This is a genomic window from Actinophytocola sp., assembly GCF_035762905.1.
Lineage (GTDB): Bacteria > Actinomycetota > Actinomycetes > Mycobacteriales > Pseudonocardiaceae > DASYTH01.
In genome coordinates, this window is sequence record NZ_DASUCC010000127.1 from 31,041 (window position 1) to 51,992 (window position 20,952).

Annotated in this window: 20 protein-coding genes; 4 read left to right on the plus strand and 16 right to left on the minus strand. The window is 70.0% G+C overall.

Features of this window, described 5'->3' with window-relative positions; genetic code table 11:
• Positions 1-39 precede the first annotated feature (39 nt).
• Positions 40-321, plus strand: coding sequence for a hypothetical protein (locus VFV67_RS26840; RefSeq protein WP_326473435.1), 282 nt, complete (start codon positions 40-42; stop codon positions 319-321).
• Entirely contained in the window at positions 318-1,871 is a 1,554-nt protein-coding gene (locus tag VFV67_RS26845; protein ID WP_326473436.1) for an amidase, read from the plus strand. Before VFV67_RS26840 ends, VFV67_RS26845 begins: the two co-directional genes overlap by 4 nt.
• Before the next feature lie 143 nt (positions 1,872-2,014).
• On the opposite strand, the gene VFV67_RS26850 is transcribed toward VFV67_RS26845, so the two are convergent.
• The 4 genes from VFV67_RS26850 to VFV67_RS26865 form a co-directional block, all read right to left on the minus strand.
• Positions 2,015-3,352 carry a HAMP domain-containing sensor histidine kinase gene (locus tag VFV67_RS26850; protein ID WP_326473437.1) on the minus strand — a complete coding sequence of 446 codons (1,338 nt, stop codon included), beginning with the start codon at positions 3,350-3,352 and terminating at the stop codon, positions 2,015-2,017.
• A complete protein-coding gene (locus tag VFV67_RS26855) occupies positions 3,349-4,020 on the minus strand; it encodes a response regulator transcription factor (protein WP_326473438.1) in 672 nt (223 codons plus the stop codon). The genes VFV67_RS26850 and VFV67_RS26855 overlap by 4 nt, the downstream gene beginning before the upstream one ends.
• A gap of 89 nt (positions 4,021-4,109) precedes the next feature.
• Positions 4,110-4,721 (minus strand): hypothetical protein, encoded by a 612-nt coding sequence (locus tag VFV67_RS26860; RefSeq protein ID WP_326473439.1) that lies wholly within the window; start codon positions 4,719-4,721, stop codon positions 4,110-4,112.
• Positions 4,722-4,837: 116 nt separating this feature from the next.
• Positions 4,838-5,788, minus strand: a complete 951-nt coding sequence (locus VFV67_RS26865; RefSeq protein WP_326473440.1) for a hypothetical protein — start codon at positions 5,786-5,788, stop codon at positions 4,838-4,840.
• A 171-nt stretch (positions 5,789-5,959) separates the two neighbouring features.
• Here VFV67_RS26865 and VFV67_RS26870 point away from each other — a divergent pair, with 171 nt between their 5' ends.
• Positions 5,960-6,499, plus strand: a complete 540-nt coding sequence (locus VFV67_RS26870; protein WP_326473441.1) for a manganese efflux pump MntP family protein — start codon at positions 5,960-5,962, stop codon at positions 6,497-6,499.
• On the opposite strand, the gene pqqE is transcribed toward VFV67_RS26870, so the two are convergent.
• The 10 genes from pqqE to VFV67_RS26920 all read right to left on the minus strand — a co-directional run bounded on the left by pqqE (position 6,459) and on the right by VFV67_RS26920 (position 16,792).
• Positions 6,459-7,583, minus strand: a complete 1,125-nt coding sequence (gene pqqE, locus VFV67_RS26875; protein ID WP_326473442.1) for a pyrroloquinoline quinone biosynthesis protein PqqE — start codon at positions 7,581-7,583, stop codon at positions 6,459-6,461. The genes VFV67_RS26870 and pqqE overlap by 41 nt on opposite strands.
• Positions 7,576-7,878, minus strand: a complete 303-nt coding sequence (gene pqqD, locus VFV67_RS26880) for a pyrroloquinoline quinone biosynthesis peptide chaperone PqqD (RefSeq protein ID WP_326473443.1) — start codon at positions 7,876-7,878, stop codon at positions 7,576-7,578. The genes pqqE and pqqD overlap by 8 nt, the downstream gene beginning before the upstream one ends.
• Positions 7,879-7,883: 5 nt before the next feature.
• On the minus strand, positions 7,884-8,561 hold the full coding sequence (gene pqqC / locus VFV67_RS26885) for a pyrroloquinoline-quinone synthase PqqC (protein ID WP_326473460.1): 678 nt from the start codon (positions 8,559-8,561) through the stop codon (positions 7,884-7,886).
• A 17-nt stretch (positions 8,562-8,578) separates the two neighbouring features.
• Positions 8,579-9,466 (minus strand): pyrroloquinoline quinone biosynthesis protein PqqB, encoded by an 888-nt coding sequence (gene pqqB, locus VFV67_RS26890; RefSeq protein ID WP_326473444.1) that lies wholly within the window; start codon positions 9,464-9,466, stop codon positions 8,579-8,581.
• Positions 9,467-9,532: 66 nt separating this feature from the next.
• Positions 9,533-9,628, minus strand: a complete 96-nt coding sequence (gene pqqA / locus VFV67_RS26895) for a pyrroloquinoline quinone precursor peptide PqqA (protein ID WP_326473445.1) — start codon at positions 9,626-9,628, stop codon at positions 9,533-9,535.
• Between the two features lie 15 nt (positions 9,629-9,643).
• Positions 9,644-11,347, minus strand: a complete 1,704-nt coding sequence (locus tag VFV67_RS26900; RefSeq protein ID WP_326473446.1) for a PQQ-dependent dehydrogenase, methanol/ethanol family — start codon at positions 11,345-11,347, stop codon at positions 9,644-9,646.
• Positions 11,348-11,362: 15 nt separating this feature from the next.
• Positions 11,363-11,824 (minus strand): MSMEG_3727 family PQQ-associated protein, encoded by a 462-nt coding sequence (locus VFV67_RS26905; RefSeq protein ID WP_326473447.1) that lies wholly within the window; start codon positions 11,822-11,824, stop codon positions 11,363-11,365.
• A gap of 176 nt (positions 11,825-12,000) precedes the next feature.
• Positions 12,001-14,232, minus strand: coding sequence for a catalase/peroxidase HPI (katG, locus tag VFV67_RS26910; protein WP_326473448.1), 2,232 nt, complete (start codon positions 14,230-14,232; stop codon positions 12,001-12,003).
• The gene (locus VFV67_RS26915; RefSeq protein WP_326473449.1) at positions 14,232-15,599 is read right to left on the minus strand and encodes a DNA-binding protein; all 1,368 of its coding nucleotides are present in this window, start codon (positions 15,597-15,599) and stop codon (positions 14,232-14,234) included. The genes katG and VFV67_RS26915 overlap by 1 nt, the downstream gene beginning before the upstream one ends.
• 170 nt (positions 15,600-15,769) lie before the next feature.
• Complete coding sequence (locus VFV67_RS26920) at positions 15,770-16,792, minus strand: acetamidase/formamidase family protein (protein ID WP_326473450.1); 1,023 nt, start codon at positions 16,790-16,792, stop codon at positions 15,770-15,772.
• A 95-nt stretch (positions 16,793-16,887) separates the two neighbouring features.
• Between VFV67_RS26920 and VFV67_RS26925 the strand changes: the two genes are divergently transcribed.
• A complete protein-coding gene (locus VFV67_RS26925; RefSeq protein WP_326473451.1) occupies positions 16,888-18,495 on the plus strand; it encodes an ABC transporter substrate-binding protein in 1,608 nt (535 codons plus the stop codon).
• Positions 18,496-18,504: 9 nt separating this feature from the next.
• Here the strand turns inward: VFV67_RS26925 and VFV67_RS26930 are convergent, their stop codons facing one another.
• A complete protein-coding gene (locus VFV67_RS26930) occupies positions 18,505-19,986 on the minus strand; it encodes an MDR family MFS transporter (RefSeq protein ID WP_326473452.1) in 1,482 nt (493 codons plus the stop codon).
• Positions 19,987-20,100: 114 nt separating this feature from the next.
• Complete coding sequence (locus VFV67_RS26935; protein WP_326473453.1) at positions 20,101-20,862, minus strand: hypothetical protein; 762 nt, start codon at positions 20,860-20,862, stop codon at positions 20,101-20,103.
• Positions 20,863-20,952 lie beyond the last annotated feature (90 nt).

Genomic DNA, 20,952 nt, shown 5'->3' on the forward strand with positions numbered 1-20,952 from the left:
CGTCATACTGGAGTCCCTGCGATTCCTAGGAGGCTGCCCGTGCCACCGACGCCGCCGACCGACGAGGAGCTCAACATCCTGATCAGGGCCCGTCTTGCCGTGCTCGGCATCGACCTCGATCAGCTCCCGGCGGGCACCGCCGCCGATCCGGCCACCGGTGCGCCCGGCCGGGAGACCGCGCTGGCCAGTCTGCGATCGTTCGTGCGGAGCAGCGTCGTGCAGCTGGCCGGCTACCGGTTCGGCAGCGATCCCGCGCTGGCGCAACAGGTTGCTCCGCCGCAGCTCTACCCGTCCATCGGCACCGCGTGGACCGCCGAATGAACGAGCCACTTGACCGGCGCGTGGACCGGCGTGCTTTCCTCGCCCGCACCGCGGCCCTCGGCGCCGCCGGAACCGTGTCCCTGCCGGCCATCGCCGAGGCGGCGCCCGTCCCGCCCGGCGAGCCGGCCGCCGTGGCGGTGGAGCCGCGACCCGAGGCCGTGGCCGATCCCACCGAGCTGACCATCGCCGAGGCGGCCACGCTGATCCGCCGGGGCCGGCTGCGGCCGGAGGAGTTGCTGCAGGCCTGTCTCGACCGCATCCGTGCGTTCGACGGGGTCTATCAGGCGTTCAACACCGTTCGGACGGACCGCGCCGGGACCGGGTCCCGCGGGCCGCTGCGCGGAATTCCCTTGGCGATCAAGGACAACTACTTCACCGCCGGGACGCCCACCACGGCGAACTCGTTCCTGTTCGCCGGTTTCGTGCCTCCCTTCGACGCCACGGCCGTGGCGCGGCTGACGGCGGCCGGTGCGGTGGTGCTCGGCAAGACGCAGATGGGCCCGCTGGCCACCACCCGCGCGACCACCCCGGACGGGCGGGTCACCACGGTCAACGCGTGGGCGCCGGACCGGCCCGAGGTCGATCCGGGCGGCTCGTCCACCGGCACCGCGACCGCCGTCGCCGGGCGCATGGCCACGTCGGGGATCGGGACCCAGACCGGCGGATCGATCACCGCACCGGCCAACGCGCAGAACCTGACCGGACTGAAGCCGACCATGGGGCGGGTGTCGCTGCACGGGATCATCCCGCTGTCCTACACCCGCGACCATCCCGGCCCGCTGGCGCGCGACGCCCTGGACGCGGCGATCATGCTGTCCGCCATGGCCGGCCCGGACCCGCACGATCCGCGGACCCAGGGCCTGCCCCGGGTACCCGACCTGGTCACCGCGGCGACGCCGGTCGTCCGGGGCGGCCGGGTCCGGTTGCGCTGGCCGACCCGGATCGGCGTGATCCCCGGGTACACCTCGGGCGACTCGCCGGCCGCGCGAGCCAGGGCGGCCTTCCTGGACACGCTGGCCGGTGTTCCCGGTGTCACGCTGGTCGACGTGCCGTTGCCGGCCGAATGGGAACTGCTCACCGGTGGCACGTTCAACAACGTGCGGCTGCCCGAGCGCTCGGAGCCGTTTCTCCCGCAGCTGACCGGAGATCTCCGCCGGTTCGGGGTGTCGGTGCTCGGCTGGCTGCAGGGGGCCCTGCTCGGCGCCGACGAGTACCTGATCGGTCAGCGCGCCAAGGTCGTGCTGCTGGACCGGGTGCTGACCGACCTGTTCGCCCGCTGTGACGTCGTGGTGCAGACCAACCCGGTGCCGTTCGACATCATCGGCCTGCCGGAGTTGGGGCTGCCCATCGGATTCACTCCGGACGGCCTGCCGATCGGCACCATTCTGGGCGGCCTGCCGTTCGGCGAGGACCGGCTCCTGTCGATCGCCGCCGCCTACCAGGCACGCACCACCTGGCACCGGCGCCGCCCGGCCGACCCGGCCGTCGCCGCCGCGGCCGCCGCCCGGCCGCGCCTGTCCGCCCTCGACGTCCTGGAGACGATGGAATAACAGCAGTGGATCATCGTGTGAAGTCTTGGGCCCACCAATGGCAACCTCAGGGGCACCGTGACGCAACCCAGCCACAATCAACCCGTGATCCGCACCTTCGCTGGGACGTAACGACAGCAGTGAAATCCGGAGAGGCGGAACAGTCAGTGCACGACCGGTAGGCGCAGGCGCACGCGGGTGCCGCGGGGGAGGGATTCGGCGGCGACCGTGCCGCCGTGGGTTTCCACGACCTGGCGCACGATCGCCAGGCCGAGCCCGGAGCCGGGCATCGATCGGGCCCGGGCCGCCCGGTAGAAGCGGTCGAACACGTAGGGCAGGTCCTCCGGGGGGATGCCCGGGCCCTCGTCGGTGATCGAGAACTCGCCGCCGGCCACGGTGATCAGCACGCGGCCGCCGGGTGGGCTCCATTTCACCGCGTTGTCCACCAGGTTTCCGATGGCCCGCTCGATCGCGTCGGGGTCGACGTGCACAAGGCAGGGCGACAGCGCCGAGGAGAACCGGGGTGCCGCCACCCGGCCGGTGGCTCTGGCGATCACCGTCTCGGCCACCAGATCCAGCCGGGTGTCCTCGGTCCGCGCGGTGTCCTTGCCGTACCGGGCGAGGTCGACCAGGTTGTTGACCAGCGACCGCAGTTCGGCCGCCTGGTCGATCGCCGCCCGCACCAGCGCGGGTGCCTCGGGATCGCGCAGGCCCGCTCCGTCGGCGAGCAGTTCGAGGTTGGTGGTCAGGCTGGTCAACGGGGTGCGCAACTCGTGCGAGGCGTCGGCGACCAGTTGCCGTTGGGCGTGCACGGAAGCGTCCAACGCCGTCATCATGGTGGCGAACGACCTGCCGAGCCGGCCGATCTCGTCGGGTCCGGTCGGATCGAAGCGCGCGGTCAGGTCCTGGGTGGCGGTCACGTGTTCCACGGCATCGGTGAGCACGTGGACCGGGCGCAGCACCCGGCGCGCCGCCAACCGGGCGCCGAGCGCCGCCAACGCACCGCCGGCAACCGTGATGATGATCAGCAGCGCCGCCAGCCCGGTCAGCACCGCGTTCTGGTCGGCAAGCGGCCGGGCGACCCGGACCAGCGTGCCCCGCCCCTCCGGCATCAGTGCGGTGTAGACCCGGTATTCGACGCCGCCGTGGCTGGTGTCCTGAAAGTAGGCCGGCTCGGTTCCGGCGGCCACCCGGGCATCCCGTTCGGTCACGTCGATGAAGGTCTTGTTCGAGCCCGGAAACACCGGCCTGCCAAGGAACTGGACCAGCGTGTTGCCGAGTTTCACCGGGCTGTCGATCGGCGCTCTGCCTCCGGAGGCCTCGTTCTTCTGCTTGAGTTGGACGGCCAGCGTCGGACTCTGGGCGACGGCCTGGACCAGCGACTCGTCGATCTGCCGGTGCAGGTTGGCGCGCAGCGTCGGATAGATCACCAGCGCGGCCACGGCCAACGCCAGCCACACCACGATTCCCCCGGCGAGACCGACCCTGGTGCGCAGCGTCATGGTCGGTCCCGCAACACGTATCCCAGTCCGCGCACGGTCTGGATCAGTCGGGGTTCGCCGGCCGACTCCAGTTTCCCGCGCAGGTAGCTGATGTAGACCCACAGCGCGTTGGACGCGGGCCCGAAGTCATAGCCCCAGACGGATTCGAAGATCAGCACCCGGCTCAGCACCCGGTCCGGGTTGCGCAGGAACAACTCCAGCAACGCGTACTCGGTGCGGGTCAGCTCGACCGGCCGGCCGCCCCGGTTGACGCGGCACGTGGTGGTGTCCATCTCCACGTCGGCGAACCGCAGCACTTCCTGCGTGATCCCGCTGCGCCGCAACAGCGCCCGCAACCGGGCCCGCAACTCGTCCAGCGCGAACGGCTTGACCAGGTAGTCGTCGGCACCGGCATCGAGCCCGGCGACCCGGTCCTCCACCAGATCGCGCGCCGTGAGCATGAGGATCGGTGTCTGGTCGCCGCGCCGGCGCAGCCGCCGGCAGATCTCCAGGCCGTTCGGCTCCGGCACAAGGACATCGAGCACGATCACCTCGGGCCGGCCGCGGCTGAGTTCGTCCATGGCCGCCACGCCGTCCGCCGCGACCGACACCCGATAGCCGTCCCGGCGCAGCGCGTGCGCCAGTGCGCGACGGACGGCCTCATCGTCATCGACAACCAGAACCCGCACGCCACCAGTATGGATCACACCGTCCGGCCCGGTCGCCGGTCGCGGCCCGGGCCGGTTGGTCTCCGGCCCGGGCCGATCGCGGGGCAACGTCACTTGGCCGGAGCGCCGCCCGGGACCTTGTCCTTTTCGTTCTGCTTTCCGTACTCCTGCTTCACCTTGATCAGCGTGTCGAGCAGCCGCTGCGGGGTGATGCCGAGCTTGTCGGCGATGGCGACGAACGCCGGGTCCGTGACGATCTCCGCACCCTTGCCGTCGACCTTCTCCAGGTCCCGGAACACCTGCCGGGCCGCATCGGCGGAGATGTGCAGCTCGGTGGCCAGCAGCTTGACCACCTCAGCCGGCACCCCGTTTCCCTTGCCATCGCCCGGCTTCTTCTCACCGGCCAACACGGTCAACGCCTTCTCCGCGTCCGCGACGCTGATCCCCAGCTCCTTGGCGAAATCGCGCACCGCCGCCGGCTTCGCCACGCCCTTCGCCAGCGCCTTCTTCAGGTTGTCCAGCGCGGTGACCAACTGCCGCACGCTGACCTTCAGGCTCGCCGCCACCTTCGCCAGGGTGGCGCGGTCCTTGTCCTCCTGCTTGTCAGCGCTCGGTTTCGACGGCGGCGGGCTCGCCGACGCCGACGACGCGGTCGTCGCGCCGGCCAGTCCGGCCAACAATGCCGCCAGCGCCGCGGCGATCAACCTGGTCCGAATCCCCATCCGCATCCCTCACCCGATCCGGGCACCGGCCGGTCCGGTGCCTGGCCCCAGCAGATCAACCCCGGCTCAGCGGTACTTTCAGCCAACCTTGGAATTGCCTTATGAGCATCGGGAGATCACCAGGTGCTGAGCAGGATGTGCGCGGTGACATAGCCGGCGTAGAGGCCGAGCAGGATCGCGCCGTGTGCGCGGGTGAGCCGGCCGCGCCAGAGGAAGGCGGTGGCCAGCCAGGTCACGGCGACGAGGAACGGCCAGTCGAGTACGACGACGCGCTCGGGCACCGGGATCGGTGCGACCACGGCGATCAGGCCCAGGTTGAACAACACGAAGTACAGCAGGGTGCCGACCAGGTTCCCGGCGGCCACATCGTGCCGGCCGTGCTGGGCGGGTACCGCCTGGCGGATCACCTCCTCGGCCTCGATCGCGGCGGGGGTGATCACCATGCCCATCAGCGCGGCGGGGAAGCTGAACCGCTCGATCAGCGTCTCGGTGCCGGAGTTGATCAGCTCGGCGCCCAGGGTGAGCACGGCAAGCCCGAGCACGGTCAGTCCGACCGGTCGCCACCACCGCACCGGCCGTCCCTCGGTCCGCACCGGCTCGGCCGGGCCTTCGCCGAGGAAGTCGTGTGTCCGGCAGACCCGGACCAGGTAGACCATGCTCGCGGCGAAGGCGGCCAGCAGCACCACGCCGGCCGCGCGCGCGGTGTTGCCGCCGATCAACGCCAGCCCGCCCGCCACCGGTGTCGCCGCGAGCAGCACGAGCACGCCGCGGGGCAGCCGGACCCGCAGCGGGAACAACACCGCCGCCAGCCCCAACGCCACGCACACCAGGAAGCTGCTGCCGCCGAACACCGTGCCCAGCGCGATCTCGACGTTGCCGGACCGGGCCGCCACCACCCCGACCGCGACGTTCTCCGCCTCCAGACCGGAGAACACGACGGCGATCACGAACGGCGCCGCCCGCAGCAGCGTGGCCAACCCGACCATGCCGTCCAAGAGCCGCTCGGTGGCCCACACCACGATCACCACGCCGAGCAGGAACGCCCCGGCCGCCAGCACCGCGGTCACTCGACACCATTTCCAGCAGCCACCCGATCATGGTGCCGGCCGGGTTACACCGGATGCAACCAGCTTTCATTCCCGTGGGTGAAAAGGGCGACCGGAAATAAGGGCCCCGGCCGATTGTCCCGACGATTTTCGGGGTTATTCAATGGGCCCATTTGAGTTACTATCCAAACCATGATCTGGGAGGTGCTCGTCCTCGGTTTCGTACTCAGCCTCGACAATTTCCGGATCTCGATCGCGCTCGGTACCGTCCCATTCGGGCTGAAACGCGCGACGCAGGTCGCGCTCACCTTCGGCCTGTGGGACATGGTCATGCCGTTGATCGGGCTGCTGATCGGCAACCAGATCGGGACGGCCGTCGGTGAGATCGGCGAAATCGTCGGCGCGGTCGCTCTCGGCGGATACGGTCTCTACCTCGTCATCTCCTCCCTCCGCAAGCCCGAGCCGGAGGAACTGGACCATCCGTGGGCGCTGTTCGGCATTCCGTTGACGCTGAGCCTGGACAACCTGTTCGCCGGGGCGAGCCTGGGGATCCTCGGGTTCCCGCCGATGGCCTCGGCCGCCGTCTTCGGCGTCATGACCGCGGTGATGTCGTTCGGCGGACTGCTCCTCGGCCGGTTCGCGGCGCGCCTGATCAAGGTCCGCGCGGACCTGCTGAGCGGGGTCACCCTGATCATCGCCGCGGTGGCGCTGCCGTTGGTGTTCGGCGGCTAGCGCGAACCCGGTGCGGGCGGGGGATCAGGGGGAGATCCTCGGTCGGTGCGCCGGGGTTGGCGGCCGCGACGGCTCGGGCGACCAGGTGATGGTCGGGCGAGAGGTGGCAGACCGGATCCGTGCGGGCGGCGTCGCCGGTGAGCTGGAACGCCTGGCAGCGACACCCGCCGAAGTCCAGCTCCCGCCGGTCGCAGCTCCGGCACGGATCCGGCATCCAGTCCGTCCCCCGGAACGCGGTCAGCACCGGGGATTCGGCCCAGATCCGGGCCAGCGGGTCCACCCGAACGCTGGCCCGCGGCAGCGGCAGGGACTGGGCGGCCGGACAGGGCAGGACGTCGCCGTTCGGTGTCACGGTCAGCTGCCGCGCGGCCCAGCCACCCATGCAGGGCTTCGGGTAGCGGCTGTAGTAGTCGGGAACGACATAGATGACCTCCATGCACTCCCGCAACCGTTGCCTGGCCGCCCGGACGACGACCTCGGCCGCCTCGAGTTGCGCCCGGCTGGGCAGCAGCGCTTCCCGGTTTCGCCAGGCCCAGCCGTAGTACTGGGTGTTGGCCAGCTCCAACCGGTCGGCGCCCACCCGCTCGGCCAGCTCGATCACCCCGGCGACGCGGTCGATGTTGTGCCGGTGCAGCACCACGTTCATGGTCAGCGGCCAGCCCAGCTCCTTGACCAGTTCCATCGCCTCGATCTTGCGCTGGAAGGACGGGATCCCGGCGAGCCGGTCGGAGTTGGCCGGTTCTTCGGCCTGGATGCTGATCTGCACGTGGTCCAGTCCGGCGGCGCGCAGCCGCTCGGCCGTCGATCGGGACAGCCCGATGGCGCTGGTCACCAGGTTGGTGTAGAGGCCGATCTCGGCTGCCTGTGCCACGATCTGCACCAGATCGCGCCGCAGCAACGGTTCCCCGCCGGACAGGTGGCACTGCAACACCCCGAGCTCGCTCGCCTCGACCAGCACCCGTCGCCACTCGTCGGTGGTCAGCTCGTCGGTGTAGTCGGCCAGGTTCAGCGGGTTGGAGCAGTACCCGCATGCCAGCGGGCAGCGGTAGGTGAGCTCGGCGAGCAACCCGAAGGGACTATCCATCGGCGAACTCCACGCAGCGGCGGGCGGCAAGGTGGGTCAGGAACCGCCGCACCTCGTCGTCCGGAACGGTCCGGTAGCGCGCGCCGAGCGCGGCCACGATCTCGGCGACGGTGTGCCGCCCGTCGCACAGCTCGAGAATGGCCGCGCCGCTGTTGTTGAGCACCACCACCGTCTCGGGGAGCTGCAGGATCGGACGCTGCCGCCGCCGGCAGAACGACATCCGGACATGGCGGGCCAACCGGGGCCGGTCCGAGCCGGAAACCCCGACGCCGGACCGGGTTCTGGTCGAGTCCATGGTGATCACTCCGGGTAGGCCGAATCGATGGCGTCCATCAGACTCCACAGGACGTCGCACTTGAACGACAGCGCGTCGACGGCGCGCGCCTGGGACTCGGCCGACCGGCAGTACGCGGTGACCACCTCGAGGGCGTGCTCGCAGTCCCGGGGCGCCTGGTCCAATCGGGCGCGGAAGTAGGCAAGGCCGGCCGGGTCGATCCACGGGTACCACCGCTCGAACGCGGCCAGCCGCTGCGCCATCAGATCGGGGGCGAACAGCTCGGTGAGCGAGGAGGCCACCGCCTCCACCCACGGACGGGTCCGGGTGAAGTTCACGTAGGCGTCGACCGCGAACCGCACCCCGGGAACCAGGTGCCGGTGGTCGGAGATCTCGTCGCGGGTCAGCCCGGCGGCCTCGCCGAGGCGCAGCCACGCCTCGATGCCACCCTCGCCGGCCGCGGTGCCGTCGTGGTCGACGATTCGCCGGATCCACCGGCGGCGGGCCTCCAGATCCGGGCAGTTGGACAGGATCGCCGCGTCCTTGCGCGGGATGTTCTCCTGGTAGTAGAAGCGGTTCGCCACCCAGCCCTGGAGCTGCCGGCGGCTCAGCCGGCCGGCGTTCATCCGCACGTGGAACGGATGCTGGTCGTGGTAGCGCCGCGAGTGCGCCCGCAGCGTCTCGACGAAGCCATTGGTCGTCATCGTTGTCGTTGGCACGACTACACCTCCACCTCGAGGCCGTCCACGGCCACCTCCATGCCGCTGTCCGTCACGATGCGCCGCTCGGGCGTATCGGCAAGCAGGATCGGGTTGGTGTTGTTCATGTGTACGAAGATCGTCCGCCGCACACCGAGCGCGGCCAGCTGTGCCAGGCTGCCGTCCGGCCCGTCGATGGGCAGGTGGCCCATCTCCCGGGACGTCTTGCCGGCCAGGCCGAGCCGGACCAACTCGTCGTCCCGCCAGCAGGTCCCGTCGATCAGCAGGCATTGGCAGCCCTGGATCTCCGCGCGCAAATCGGGAGTGAGTGCCTGCACCCCCGGCAGGTACACCAGCGTTGCACCGCTGCGCTGGTCGGTCAGCCGGTAGCCGACCACCCGGCCGTCCTGCTCGCCGGATTCGAACCGGTTCAGTTTGGTGGTGGGCACATCGAACGCCCGGCAGGTCAGCCCGTCGGCCAGGGACCACTCGGCGCCGGGGACCACCGCCCGCCACTCGACCGGGCAGTAGCGCTCCAGCGTCCGCAACAGCCCGGATCCGTCGCGCAGGGTCTGGTGCACCGACGGCGTTGTGTACAGGCGCAGGCCGCGGGCTTCGCGCAACAGCAGCAGGCCGAGCGTGTGGTCCAGTTCGGCGTCGGTGAGCAGCACCGCCTCCAGCGGCGTGGCCCGGCCGGCACGCGGGTGCAGTTCCGGGCAGGCCTCGATCTGGGCGCGCACGTCGGGGGAGGCGTTGATCAGGAACCAGCGCCTGCGGTCGACGCTGACCGCGACCGACGACTGGGTGCGCGTCGGGCCCGACCCGGAGCGGATCCCGGTGCAGATCGGGCAGCCGCAGTTCCATTGCGGGGAGCCGCCGCCCGCCGCCGAGCCAAGCACCCGCAGCAACACCCCGGCACTCCGTCCGTCGGCGCGAGGGCGCCGGACCCCCGGGGTCCGGCGCCGCCCACGTTCGCCTCAGTCGTCCAACTGATCGATGTACATGGTTACTTCCGGTGCGACTCCGATCTCGTCGAACTCAGGCGTCTCCCACACAACGAGCTGAGATTCCATGGATCCACCTCCTATCTACGACGTCTCCTCCGGGAGGGCGAACACGATCAGCGCGCTGCCGTGGCCGGCGCCGAGCATGCCGGGGAGGAATCCCTCGGCCCAACCGCCCCAGCCGACCGGCACGGCGACGTACTGCCGGCCGTCGACCATGTAGGTCGTCGGACTGCTGTGGTGACCGCTGCCGCACTGGAACTGCCACAACAGCTCCCCGGTCCGGGCGTCGAACGCGTTGAACTCACCGGAGGGCTCGCCGGCGAACACCAGGTCGCCACCGGTGGCCAGGACCGAGGCGCACATCGGAAGCTCGTTGCGCCAGCGCCACTTCTCGTCGCCGTTGACGTCGAACGCGCTGACGCAGCCCACCGCCTCCTCGATGTCCACCTGAACACCGGCGCCCCAGTACGGGATGCTCTCCTTGAACTCCCGGCGCCGCCGGGTGGCGGTGGCCCCGACATCCTGGACCGGGACGTAGAACAGCTCGGTCCTGGGGCTGTAGGCCGCGTGCGTCCATTCCTTGGCGCCGGCCGGGCCCGGATAGAAGTGCACCGGCACGCCTTCCTCGTCCGGGTACACCTTCGCCGTCACCTGGCCGTCCCTGGTGATCGCCCCCCAGGTGATCCGGTCGACGAACGGGGTGATCTGGACCAGCGAGCCGTCCGTGCGGTCCAGGACGAAGAAGTAGCCGTTCTTGTCGAAGTGTCCGAGCAGCTTGCGCCCGTCCGACTCGAACAGGATGCACTCGCCGATGCTGTCGTAGTCCCACACGTCGTGCGGGGTGCACTGGTAGTGCCAGCGGATCTGCCCGGCGTCGACGTCGACGGCGATGATGCTGTCGGTGTAGAGGTTGTCGCCCTCGCGCACGCCGCCGTCGAAGTCGGGCGCCGGGTTGCCGGTGCCCACGTACAGCAGGTTGGTCTCCGGGTCGAAGGAGCCGGTGATCCAGCAGTTCGCGCCACCGCGCGCCCAGGCCTCGCCGTCGGAGGGCCAGGTCTCCGAGCCGGGTTCGCCGGGCTTCGGAACGGTGTAGCAGCGCCACTGGTGCTCGCCGGTCTCGAGGTCGAACGCGTCCAGGTGGCCGCGCACCCCGAACTCACCGCCGGAACTGCCGACGATGACCTTGTTCTTCACCACCAGCGGTGCGACGGTGGCGCTCTCCCCGGCCCGCACGTCGCCGTAGGTCTTGTCCCAGACACGCTTGCCGGTGGTGGCGTCGAGGGCGAGCACATGGGCGTTCGCCGTGACGAAGAAGACCTTTCCCTGTGCCACCGCGACCCCGCGGTTGACGTTGCCGCAGCACAGCGACACGTCGAACGGGATCGCGTGCTTGTACCGCCAGATCTCGATCCCGGTCTTGGCGTCGAGGGCCCAGACCCAGCCGTCCCAGCCGGACAGGAACATGACGCCGTCGACGATGATCGGGGCGGCCTCGAACGAGTAGGTCGATGCGCCCGCGATGATGCCGCTCGAGCCGGCCTGGAAGATCCAGGCGGGCCCGATCCGCTTGACGTTCTCCGTGTTGATCTGGTCCAGCGGGCTGTACCGCTGGCCGTTGTAGGCGCCGTAGTAGGTGAGCCAGTTCTGCGGCTCCGCCTGGGCGTTCAGGATGCGCTCGTAGTCGACGTCACGAACCACCGGCGGCGCGACCTCGCCGCCCGCGACCTTGCCGCTCAGTCGTCCCTGGTCGACGGCCTCGCCCGCGTCCACGTACTCGACGGTCATCGTCCCTCCTCCGTTCTACGGCCGCGGCTGGTCGGGTCGGTCGAGGCGGGCCTCCGGCGGCACGTCGCCGAGCACGACGATGGCCCCGGTCAGGCCCCGGCCCTCGTCGTTTCCGGTGGGGGAGCTGAACCAGTAGTAGCCCGGGCCGTCGAGGTTGAGGGTCGCCTTACCCTTCGAATGGTTCACCAGCCAGATGAATTTCCTGTCGCCATTGCTCGGCAGGAGTGCGCAGTGTGTGTTCAGGTCGTCATTGATGAGTTCGAGCTCGACGTCTCCGCCGTGCGGCAGGACGAGAATCGACGGATCCCAGGCGATCTCATCCGGCCGGATCCGGATTGTGGCTTCCATTGTGCCATCAGCCCGTTCCGTCGCGCGTGCAATTCGTCCGGTTCCCAGCACCTGACCCAATGCCGCCTTGTTCTGCGCGTTCAACCCGAGCTCGTTCAGTAGGTCGACGCGCTCCTGCGCGGTCGTCATCGGGGCTTCACCTCCCGATTGTGAGTGCATGCCAAAACGGTGCATCGAATTAATTGTGCGGCCTGATCCCTGAATTGACCGAAAATCACCGTTAAGCAGCACTTTACGCCGGCTTAATCACACCGACAAGGAGCGATCGGCAATTCGGGCGGGCAACGCCGTTCGTCCGCCATCAGCTACCGCTCGTGCCCGAGGTCGTACCGGTCGAGGTTCATGACCTTGTCCCAGGCGGCCACGAAGTCCCGCACGAACTTCGCCCCGGCGTCGTCGCCGGCATAGACCTCGGCGAGCGCCCGCAGCTCGGAGTTCGAGCCGAAGACGAGGTCGACCCGGCTGGCCGTCCACCTGATCGCACCCGTGGCGCGGTCCCGGCCCTCGAACGTCTCCGTGCCGTTCCCGGCGGCCGGCCGCCACTCGGTGCCCATGTCGAGCAGGTTCACGAAGAAGTCGTTGGTCAGCGATCCGGGGGTCGCGGTGAGCACGCCGAGCCGGGACTGCCCGGAGTTCGCGCCGAGCACCCGCATCCCGCCCACCAGCACCGTCATCTCGGGCGCGGTCAGGTTCAGCAGGTTCGCCCGGTCGATCAGCAGGTGCTCGGCCGGCAGCCGGGCACCGGGTCCGAGGTAGTTGCGGAACCCGTCCGCGGCCGGCTCGAGCGCCGCGAAGGACGCCACGTCGGTCCACTCCTGCGTGGCGTCCGTCCGTCCCGGGCTGAACGGGACCGCGATGTCGTGGCCGGCGGCCCGGGCGGCCCGCTCGACCGCGGCAGCGCCGCCGAGCACGACCAGGTCGGCGAGCGAGATCCGCTTGTCCCCGGTTGCGGCGCCGTTGAAGGACTCCTTGAGCTCCGTCAGGGTGTGCAGCACCCGCGCCAGCGTGTCCGGGTCGTTGACCTGCCAGCCGCGCTGCGGTTCGAGCCGGATGCGCGCCCCGTTGGCTCCGCCGCGCCGGTCGCTGATCCGGAACGTCGACGCCGACGCCCATGCGGCGCACACCAGCGCGGCGACCGGCAGCCCCGAGTCCAGGACCGCGGCCTTGAGGGCGGCGACGTCGTCCGCGTCGACCAGCTCGTGATCCACGGCCGGGATCGGGTCCTGCCAGAGCAGCCGCTCGCGCGGGACCAGCGGGCCGAGGTAGCGCTGGATCGGGCCCATGTCGACGTGGGTCAGCTTGAACCAGACCCGGGCGAACGCGTCGGCCAGCTGGTCCGGGTTCTCCAGGAAGCGCCGGGAGATCGGCTCGTAGGCCGGGTCGAACCGCAACGCGAGGTCGGTGGTCAGGATCGTCGGGGCGTGCGTCCTGCCCGGGTCGTGGGCGTCCGGCACGGTGCCCGCTCCACCGCCGTCGCGCGGGATCCACTGCCACAGGCCGGCCGGGCTGAGCTCCAGGTCCCACTCGTAGCCGTACAGGGTCTCGAGGAAGCTGTTGTCCCAGCGCGTCGGCGTGGGGGTCCAGGTCCCGTGCAGTCCGCTGGAGATGGTGTCGGCGCCCTTCCCGGTGCCGTAGCCGCTTTTCCAGCCGAAGCCCTGCTCCTCGACCGGAGCGCCCTCGGGCTCGGGGCCGAGGTGGCGTTCCGGGTCGGCCGCGCCGTGGGTCTTGCCGAACGTGTGCCCGCCCGCGATCAGCGCGACGGTCTCCTCGTCGTTCATGCCCATCCGCCGGAACGTCTCGCGGATGTCCCTGGCGGAGGTGAGCGGGTCCGGGACGGTGTTCGGTCCCTCCGGGTTGACGTAGATCAGGCCCATCTGGTCGGCGGCCAACGGTTTCGCCAGCTCCCGGACGCCGCCGTGGCGTTGGTCGCCGAGCCAGGCGCGCTCGGGACCCCAGTAGACGTCGTCGTCGGGCTCCCAGACGTCCGCTCGGCCGCCGGCGAAGCCGAAGGTGGAGAACCCCATCGTCGCCAGCGCGCGGTTGCCCGCGAAGATCATCAGGTCGGCCCAGGAGATCCTGCTGCCGTACTTCTTCTTCACCGGCCAGAGCAGCCGGCGCGCCTTGTCCAGGTTGCGATTGTCCGGCCAGCTGTTCAGCGGCGCGAACCGCTGCATGCCGGCGGCCGGGCCGCCCCGGCCGTCGCCGATGCGGTACGTCCCGGCGCAGTGCCACACCATCCGGATCACCAGCGGCCCGTAGTGGCCGAAGTCGGCCGGCCACCAGTCCTGCGAGTCGGTCAGCACCTCGTCGACGTCCCGGGCCAGCGCGTCGAGGTCGAGCGTGGCGAACTCCGCGGCGTAGTCGAAGTCCGGCCCCATGGGATCGGACGCGGCGCCGTGTTTGCGCAGGATGCTCAGGTCGAGCCGGTCCGGCCACCAGTCCTGGTTGCGCGCGCCGAGGATCGAGCGGCCGTGCTGCCCGGACGGCACGGAGATGCCGAGGCCGCCTGCTTTCCCCACGTCCTGTGCGCCGGACATCAGATGTCCAGCGCGCGCCGCACGGCCGGCGCGTTGCGCCGGGAAACCGGCACCATCGTGTGCGTCCGGTCATCCATGATCAGGGACAGCTCGCCCTTGCCGCCGCGCTCGATCTCGCGGATGCGGCTGAGGTTGACCACATAACGGCGGTGCACCCGAAGGAAGCCGGCGGCCGCCAGCTCGCCGTCGAGCTTGTCGAGGCCGGCGGCGGCGGCGCGCAGCCGCCCCTGGTCGGTGCACAGCCACACGTCGCTGCCGTCCGACTCGGCGAACGAGACCTCCTGCAGCCGCAGCAGCACCATCCGGTTGTCGCGGGTGGCAACCACCCGGCGCGGCCGCGGTCGGGGCAGCGCGGCCCCGTCCGCCTTGGGCAGCTGCACGCCGTCGGCGACGCCGAACGAGACCAGGTTCCCGATCAGGTGGCCGGACAGGAAGACCGGCCGGATGCTGATCGTGGTCGGCTCGGCGGCGAGGTGGGTGAAGATCTGCGTCGTGCCGACCCAGTCCGGATTGCGCGCGGCCTGTCGGCTGGCGTACCGGGCGGCTCCGATCAGTTCCGGCAGCCCGGGTTTCCACCGCACCGTGGGATCGACCGCAGGCGTGGCGGCCGGAACGCCCATCAGCACGCTCGCCGTCTCGTCGGCGATCACCACCTTGCCGGCGGTGTCCAGCGCGGCGAGCGCCGCACTCGAGCGGGACCTGGCCTGGGTGAAGGCCGCGACCAACTCCGCGCCGCTGTCCCGGGCGCGCCTGGTCAGCGTGCACTGGGTCTTGCTGACCGCGTTGGCCAGCCAACTGCCCGCGGCGGCCGGGAGCGGGCTGCGCCAGCAGGAGATGTTCAGCACCGCGATCGGCTCCCTGGTCACCACGTCCCGGACCGCGACGCCGGCGCAGACCCAGTTGTGGAACGCCTGGCACCAGTGCTCCGCGCCCCTGATCACCACCGGGCCGTGCGCCTCGAGCGCCGTGCCCATGCCGTTGGTGCCGGCCGCGGACTCCGACCAGCAGAACCAGGGCGCCAGGTTGGAGTCGGTGGCTCTGGCGAGGGTGGCCTGGTCGCCCCACTCGGCCAGGATCCGGCCGGTGGCATCGGTGACCGTGACGACACCGCCGAGGTTGCCCACGTCATGGGCCACCGACGCGGCACGAAAGCCCAGCTCGGCGAAGACCACGTCGTGTTCGGGGGTGTGGTCGACCTCCGCGACCGCGACCGGCGCCTGGGTGAGGTGCGGGTCGACCCGGTACTGCTCACGGCACCGGTGCCAGGAGATCGCCACTTCGGGCCGGACACCCGGGGCCTGGTCCGCGCCCTGGACGAACCGTTCCCACGCCGCGAGCACGGTGCCGCCGTCCTGATTGACCGGCATGGGCTCGAATCGATGTACATCCCTCATGGTGGAGAACCGCCCTTGGTCCATCCCCAACCGCCTGGCGGCCGGTGTCGCACCGACCGGCACTCCCACCCTAACTCGGATCTTTCGCGTTGGTACGGCCGGTTTTTCCGCTCATGATCGACCGGACTCCGGTCATTGGAAGGTCATTCGAAGACGCCCAGCGGCAGGTAGGCGGCGACGGTGTAGCTGGGCATGTTCACCAGTTGACTGATCTTCAGATCGACGCAGGCGCTGGCCAGCACGTAGGCCTCGGCGGGGGTGAGGCGGTGTTGGGCGGTCAGGTAGCCGATGGTGCCGCGCAGGGCGGTGCGGGCGGCCTGGCGCAGGTCGGTTCCGGTGCCGGCGGTGACGTGGTACGGCCCGGGCAGGGAAAGCGGTTCCCCCGAGGTCAGCATCCGGGGGTGTTCCGGGGCGGAGCCGGAGATCAGGTCCAGGCGCAGGGTCACCGTTGCGGCGGTCTCGATGCCGGTGCCGCTGACCTCGCCGTCTCCTTGTGCCGCATGCACATCGCCGACGGACAGCAGGGCGCCGGCGACCAGTACCGGCAGGTGCAGGGTCGACCCGGCGGTGAGGTGCCGCAGATCCAGGTTGCCCCCGTGCCGGCCGGGCGGGACCGTCGAATGCTGGCCCGGCTCGGCTGGTGCGACGCCGAGCACGCCGCAGAACGGCGCGAGCGGGATCCGGATACCCGGTTTGAAGATCGCCGCGCCGTCCCCGCGCAGATCCCACACGTGCAGGTAGGAACCGGAATGCTCGGGCAGGCAGTCGTTGAGCAGACCCGGCCGGTCGGGATCGGCGTGCGCGATGGTGAAACCCCAGGCCGCGGGCTCGACCCGGACGACCGACACCACCAGCGTGTCACCGGGTTCGGCCCCGGTCACGGCGACCGGGCCGGTCAGCGGGTGACCGCGCGGCAGCTCCACCTCTCGGTCCATTGTGGACTGCTCGGGATAGGCGTCGGCCGCGACCAACGCGAGCAGCCCCTGGTCGACGCCGGGCGGAGCCAGTTCCCTGATGTCGCGGGCCACCCGGCCATAGCTGGAATCCAACGTTTCGAAGATCACGGTGTCGCCCGGCGCGACGGTCAGCCCCGGGCGCAGTGCGTTGCTCCAGTAGGTGTGGATGTTTCCGCGCCCCAGCCGATGGATGCGTGCCGACGACCCCATCGATCGACCCTTTCTTCGGCAAATCCCCATGCAGTATCGTCGAGTTCCCTGCATCACGGGAGGACGGCATGATTCGTTCCCGTGCGACTTTCCCTGTGCGCATCCTGATGGCGGCCCTGTCCTGCATGTTGGCACTGACCGGATGCGCCGCGATCGACAGCCAGGACGGTGCGGCGCCGCAATCGAGCGGCCCGGACGACCGGCCGGTCCGGGCCGGTGGCACGCTGCGCGTCGCGCTGGACGCCGAGCCGGACCGGCTCGACCCGACCCTGTCCCGGACCCTGGTCGGCCGCGACGTCATGCAGCACATGTGCGAGATGCTTTACGACGTCAACGAAAAGCTGGAGCTGGTACCCAAGCTCGCGGCCGGGATGCCGGACGTGTCGAGCGACGGGATGACCGTGACCATCCGGATTCGCACCGGACTGAAGTTCGCCGACGGCACGACGATGGACGCCGCGGCGGTGAAGACCTCACTCGACCGGCATCGCACGTTGCAGGGCTCGGCGAGAAAGAGCGAGCTGGATCCGATCGCCGAGGTGGTCGTGACCGATCCGGCGACCGTGACGCTGCGCCTGTCCCAGCCGTTCTCCCCGCTGACCGCACAGCTCGCCGAGCGCGCCGGGATGATCATGTCTCCGGCCGCGCTTGCCGCCACCGGCGGGGAGTTCAGCAACGCCCCGGTGTGCGTGGGGCCGTTCAAGTTCGCGGTCCGGATTCCCCAGGACCGCATCGAGCTGGTCAAGGACCCGAACTACTACGACGCCGGAAAGGTCAAGCTGGACAAGCTGATCTTCCGCACCATCACCGACGCCACCGCCCGGCTGAACAACCTGCGCTCCAACGACATCGACCTGATGATCAACGTCAGTCCGGTCAACGTCAGCGAGGTGACCGGGATCGACTACGTGCGGATGATCACCTCGGACAGCATCGGCTACCAGGGCATCACGATCAACATCGGCAACACCAGCGGGATGGGCAAGGACCCCGGCCAGCTGGCCGCGCCGTTCGCCGGTCCGATGGCGGCCGACGCCAGGGTGCGCCGGGCGTTCATGTACAGCATCGACCGCGAAGCGCTCAACCGCACCGTGTTCCGCGGGATCTACACGCCGGCCTGCGGGCCGGTCAGCCCGGTCAGCCCGCTTTCCTCGGATGCGGCCCAAGCCTGCCCGAAACACGATCCGGCGGAGGCCAAGCGGTTGCTCGCCGAGGCGGGGGTGGCCACACCGGTCCGGGTCAACCTGACCGTGATCAACAACGCCGACGGCGTGCGGATCGGGGAGGCGATCAAGTCCATGGTCGTCGAGGGCGGGTTCGACCTGCAGCTGGAGCCGACCGAGTTCGCCTCCGCGCTCGACATCACCGACGCCGGCCGGTTCCAGATGTTCCGGATCGGCTGGTCCGGCCAGGTCGACGCGGACGGCAACATCACCCGGTTCTTCCAGACCAGGGGCTCGCAGAACAATTCCGGCTACTCCGACCCGCAGGTCGACCAGTGGCTCAAGGACGCGCGGTCGAGCCAGGACGTCGCCAAACGCCGGGAGCTGTACGGAAAGGTGATCACCAAGATCCACGAGGACGTCCCGATCATCTACCTGTACCGGATCAAGAACACGGTCGCGGTCAACAACAAGGTCGGCCAGGTCCGCATGTACAGCGACTACATCCTACGCCTGGAATACGCCGGCTTCGTCGAGTGACCACCACGGTCAGTCCACAGCGGACGGTGCGGGATCCGGCTCGTCGACCGGCACGCCACCGGGCATGATCAGGACGGCCAAGATGGCGATGACGGCGACGGCAAGCGTGCCGGCGAAAACGGTGTGAATGGCGCCGGCCAGCAGGTCGCCGGGAACGTCCTTGGCGGTGGGGTGCGGTCCGCCGCCGGTGACGGTGGTGTTGACGATGGCGCCGAAGACCGCGATGCCCACGGCGCTGCCGACCGAACGGGCGAACATGTTGGCGCCGGTAACGGTTCCGCGGGTCTGCCAGTCCGCCGACGCCTGGGCGGCGACCAGGGACGGCGCGCTGATGAACCCGAGTCCGGCGCCGAGGACACAGCAGCCGGCCGCGAGTCGCAGCACCGAACTGGTGGGGTCCACGGTGACCAGGACGATGCTTCCGGTGATCGCCAGCGCGCCGCCGAGCAGAGCCGTGGCGCGGAACCCGACCCGCAGGTAGACCCGGCCGGACATGGTGGCGGCGAACGGCCAGCCGAGGGTGAGCGCGGCGACGGCGAACCCCCCGACCACGGCGCTGGTGCCGAGCACGTTCTGGGCGTACAGCGGAACGTAGGAGGTCAGGCCGATCAGCAGCACGCCGACGCAGAGCGCGACCGAGTTGGACCCGATGAGCACCCGCTTTCGGAACATCCACAGCGGCAGGATCGGTTCGGCCGCACGCCGTTCGACCAGGCCGAACGCGACCAGCAGCAGGGCGGCCGCGGTGAGCACGGTGATGCTGGCCGGCGATCCCCACGCCCAGTTCACCCCGCCGGCGAGCAGGCCGAGGATGAGCAGCCCGCCGCCAGCGGCCAGCAGGGCCGCCCCGGCGTAGTCGATCTTGTGGGTGGTGCGCGTGACGTCCTCGGTGAACCCGCGGTGCAACATCGCCATGGCCACAACGGCGATCGGGACGTTGATGAAGAAGATCCACCGCCAGGACAGGTAGTCGGCGAACAGCCCGCCGAGCGTGGGTCCGACCACCGACGAGGTCGCCCACACGCTGGCCAGGTAGCCGATCACCCTGGCCCGCTCGGCCAGGCTGTAGATGTCGGCCACGATGGTCTGCCCGGTCGGCATGATCGCGCCGGCGCCCAGCCCCTGCAGCGCCCGGAACACGATCAGGGACACCATGCTCCACGCCGCACCGCACAGGATCGAGGCCACCAGGAAGATCGAGACCCCGATCATCATCATCGGCTTGCGCCCGAAGATGTCGGCGAACTTCCCGTACAGCGGCACGGAGACCGCCTGGGCCAGCATGTAGATCGAGAACAGCCATGGGAACAGGGCGAAATCGCCCAGATCGTCGACCACGGCCGGGACCGCCGTCGCCAGGATCGTCGAATCGATCGCCACCAGGCCCACCGACAGCATCACCGACAGCAGGACCGGACCGCGATCTGATCGCAGACCTACACCCCGCTCACCCGTCACATCCGGAGCGAACACCGGGGACTCCGAGATCATTCCCGGATCTCGTCGGTACCTGTTGCCAGTATGGCGGCGTGGCGGCCTACGAGATCGTGCCGGCGAGCCGGTGGTGTCCGAAGTGGAGGCTCCACACGACACGTCGCCCCGGGCTCAGCCGACGTCGGACGCGGGCGGGGCGGTGATGTCGACCAGCTTGCCCCAGTCCTGGTAGTCCACGGTGACCTTCGTCTTGGTCGACTGTCCGGTTTGCGAGTTCTTGACCGGAATCTCGGCGACCGTGCGCACCGGCAGCTCGTCCTTGTTGAGCCACACCTCGACCGGGAAGGTGGTCGCGCCCGCCGCGCCCGCCTCGTCCATCGTCTTCTTGAACTCGGGATCCGTCTGCTCCGCCGCGGCCTTCCGCACGTCGACGGTCACGACGTGGCGGGTGACCTGCTCGCCCCGCACCGTCTCGGTCGTCCTGCCGGTGATTCTTCCGCTCCGGGCGAGTCGGGGCACCAACTGGGCCGGGTCGATGTAGGCCTTGATCCGCTGGACCGCACCGCCCACCGTCCGCGCGCTCAGCTTGCCCTCGGTGTCGACCTTCATCCAGGGTTTGTCCCTGTACCGGACATACGCCACGCCGTCCACAAGGCGCGCGGTCACCGGCGCCGTCTCCGGAAGCCGCAAGGTCGTCTCCAGCCTGAGGTTGTCGCCGAACAGCACGTCGCCTTCGGCGGTGAACGACTCACCGGCCGTGGTGATCACCATCGTCATGTGCGCCGACTGGTGCTGGCCGCGCTTGTCCTTGACGAGATCGGCCAGTGTGGACATGCTGCCGAACTCGTCGCCGGTACCCGAACCGTTCCCACCGGAGCTCGCCGACGGTGCCGAGTCGCACCCGGAAAGCACGAGCGCGCCAAGAGTCGCCAAGCAGCTCAGGAGAAGGAGCTTCCGCACGTTCTACCTCCCGGTCACAGTGCCCCCAGCCGGATCGACGAACGCCGGGTCGCGGCAACGATA

What these genes read in the sequence shown, in the direction of transcription:
- katG (WP_326473448.1), bottom strand. Translation starts at nt 14,232, where the DNA reads ATGTCCGGCGCACAGGACGTGGGGAAAGCAGGCGGCCTCGGCATCTCC.
- VFV67_RS26915 (WP_326473449.1), bottom strand. Translation starts at nt 15,599, where the DNA reads ATGCCGGTCAATCAGGACGGCGGCACCGTGCTCGCGGCGTGGGAACGG.
- VFV67_RS26850 (WP_326473437.1), bottom strand. Translation starts at nt 3,352, where the DNA reads ATGACGCTGCGCACCAGGGTCGGTCTCGCCGGGGGAATCGTGGTGTGG.
- pqqD (WP_326473443.1), bottom strand. Translation starts at nt 7,878, where the DNA reads ATGGACTCGACCAGAACCCGGTCCGGCGTCGGGGTTTCCGGCTCGGAC.
- VFV67_RS26920 (WP_326473450.1), bottom strand. Translation starts at nt 16,792, where the DNA reads ATGGGGTCGTCGGCACGCATCCATCGGCTGGGGCGCGGAAACATCCAC.
- VFV67_RS26900 (WP_326473446.1), bottom strand. Translation starts at nt 11,347, where the DNA reads ATGACCGTCGAGTACGTGGACGCGGGCGAGGCCGTCGACCAGGGACGA.
- VFV67_RS26905 (WP_326473447.1), bottom strand. Translation starts at nt 11,824, where the DNA reads ATGACGACCGCGCAGGAGCGCGTCGACCTACTGAACGAGCTCGGGTTG.
- VFV67_RS26870 (WP_326473441.1), top strand. Translation starts at nt 5,960, where the DNA reads ATGATCTGGGAGGTGCTCGTCCTCGGTTTCGTACTCAGCCTCGACAAT.
- VFV67_RS26860 (WP_326473439.1), bottom strand. Translation starts at nt 4,721, where the DNA reads ATGGGGATTCGGACCAGGTTGATCGCCGCGGCGCTGGCGGCATTGTTG.
- pqqE (WP_326473442.1), bottom strand. Translation starts at nt 7,583, where the DNA reads ATGGATAGTCCCTTCGGGTTGCTCGCCGAGCTCACCTACCGCTGCCCG.
- VFV67_RS26845 (WP_326473436.1), top strand. Translation starts at nt 318, where the DNA reads ATGAACGAGCCACTTGACCGGCGCGTGGACCGGCGTGCTTTCCTCGCC.
- VFV67_RS26930 (WP_326473452.1), bottom strand. Translation starts at nt 19,986, where the DNA reads ATGATCTCGGAGTCCCCGGTGTTCGCTCCGGATGTGACGGGTGAGCGG.
- pqqA (WP_326473445.1), bottom strand. Translation starts at nt 9,628, where the DNA reads ATGGAATCTCAGCTCGTTGTGTGGGAGACGCCTGAGTTCGACGAGATC.
- pqqC (WP_326473460.1), bottom strand. Translation starts at nt 8,561, where the DNA reads ATGACGACCAATGGCTTCGTCGAGACGCTGCGGGCGCACTCGCGGCGC.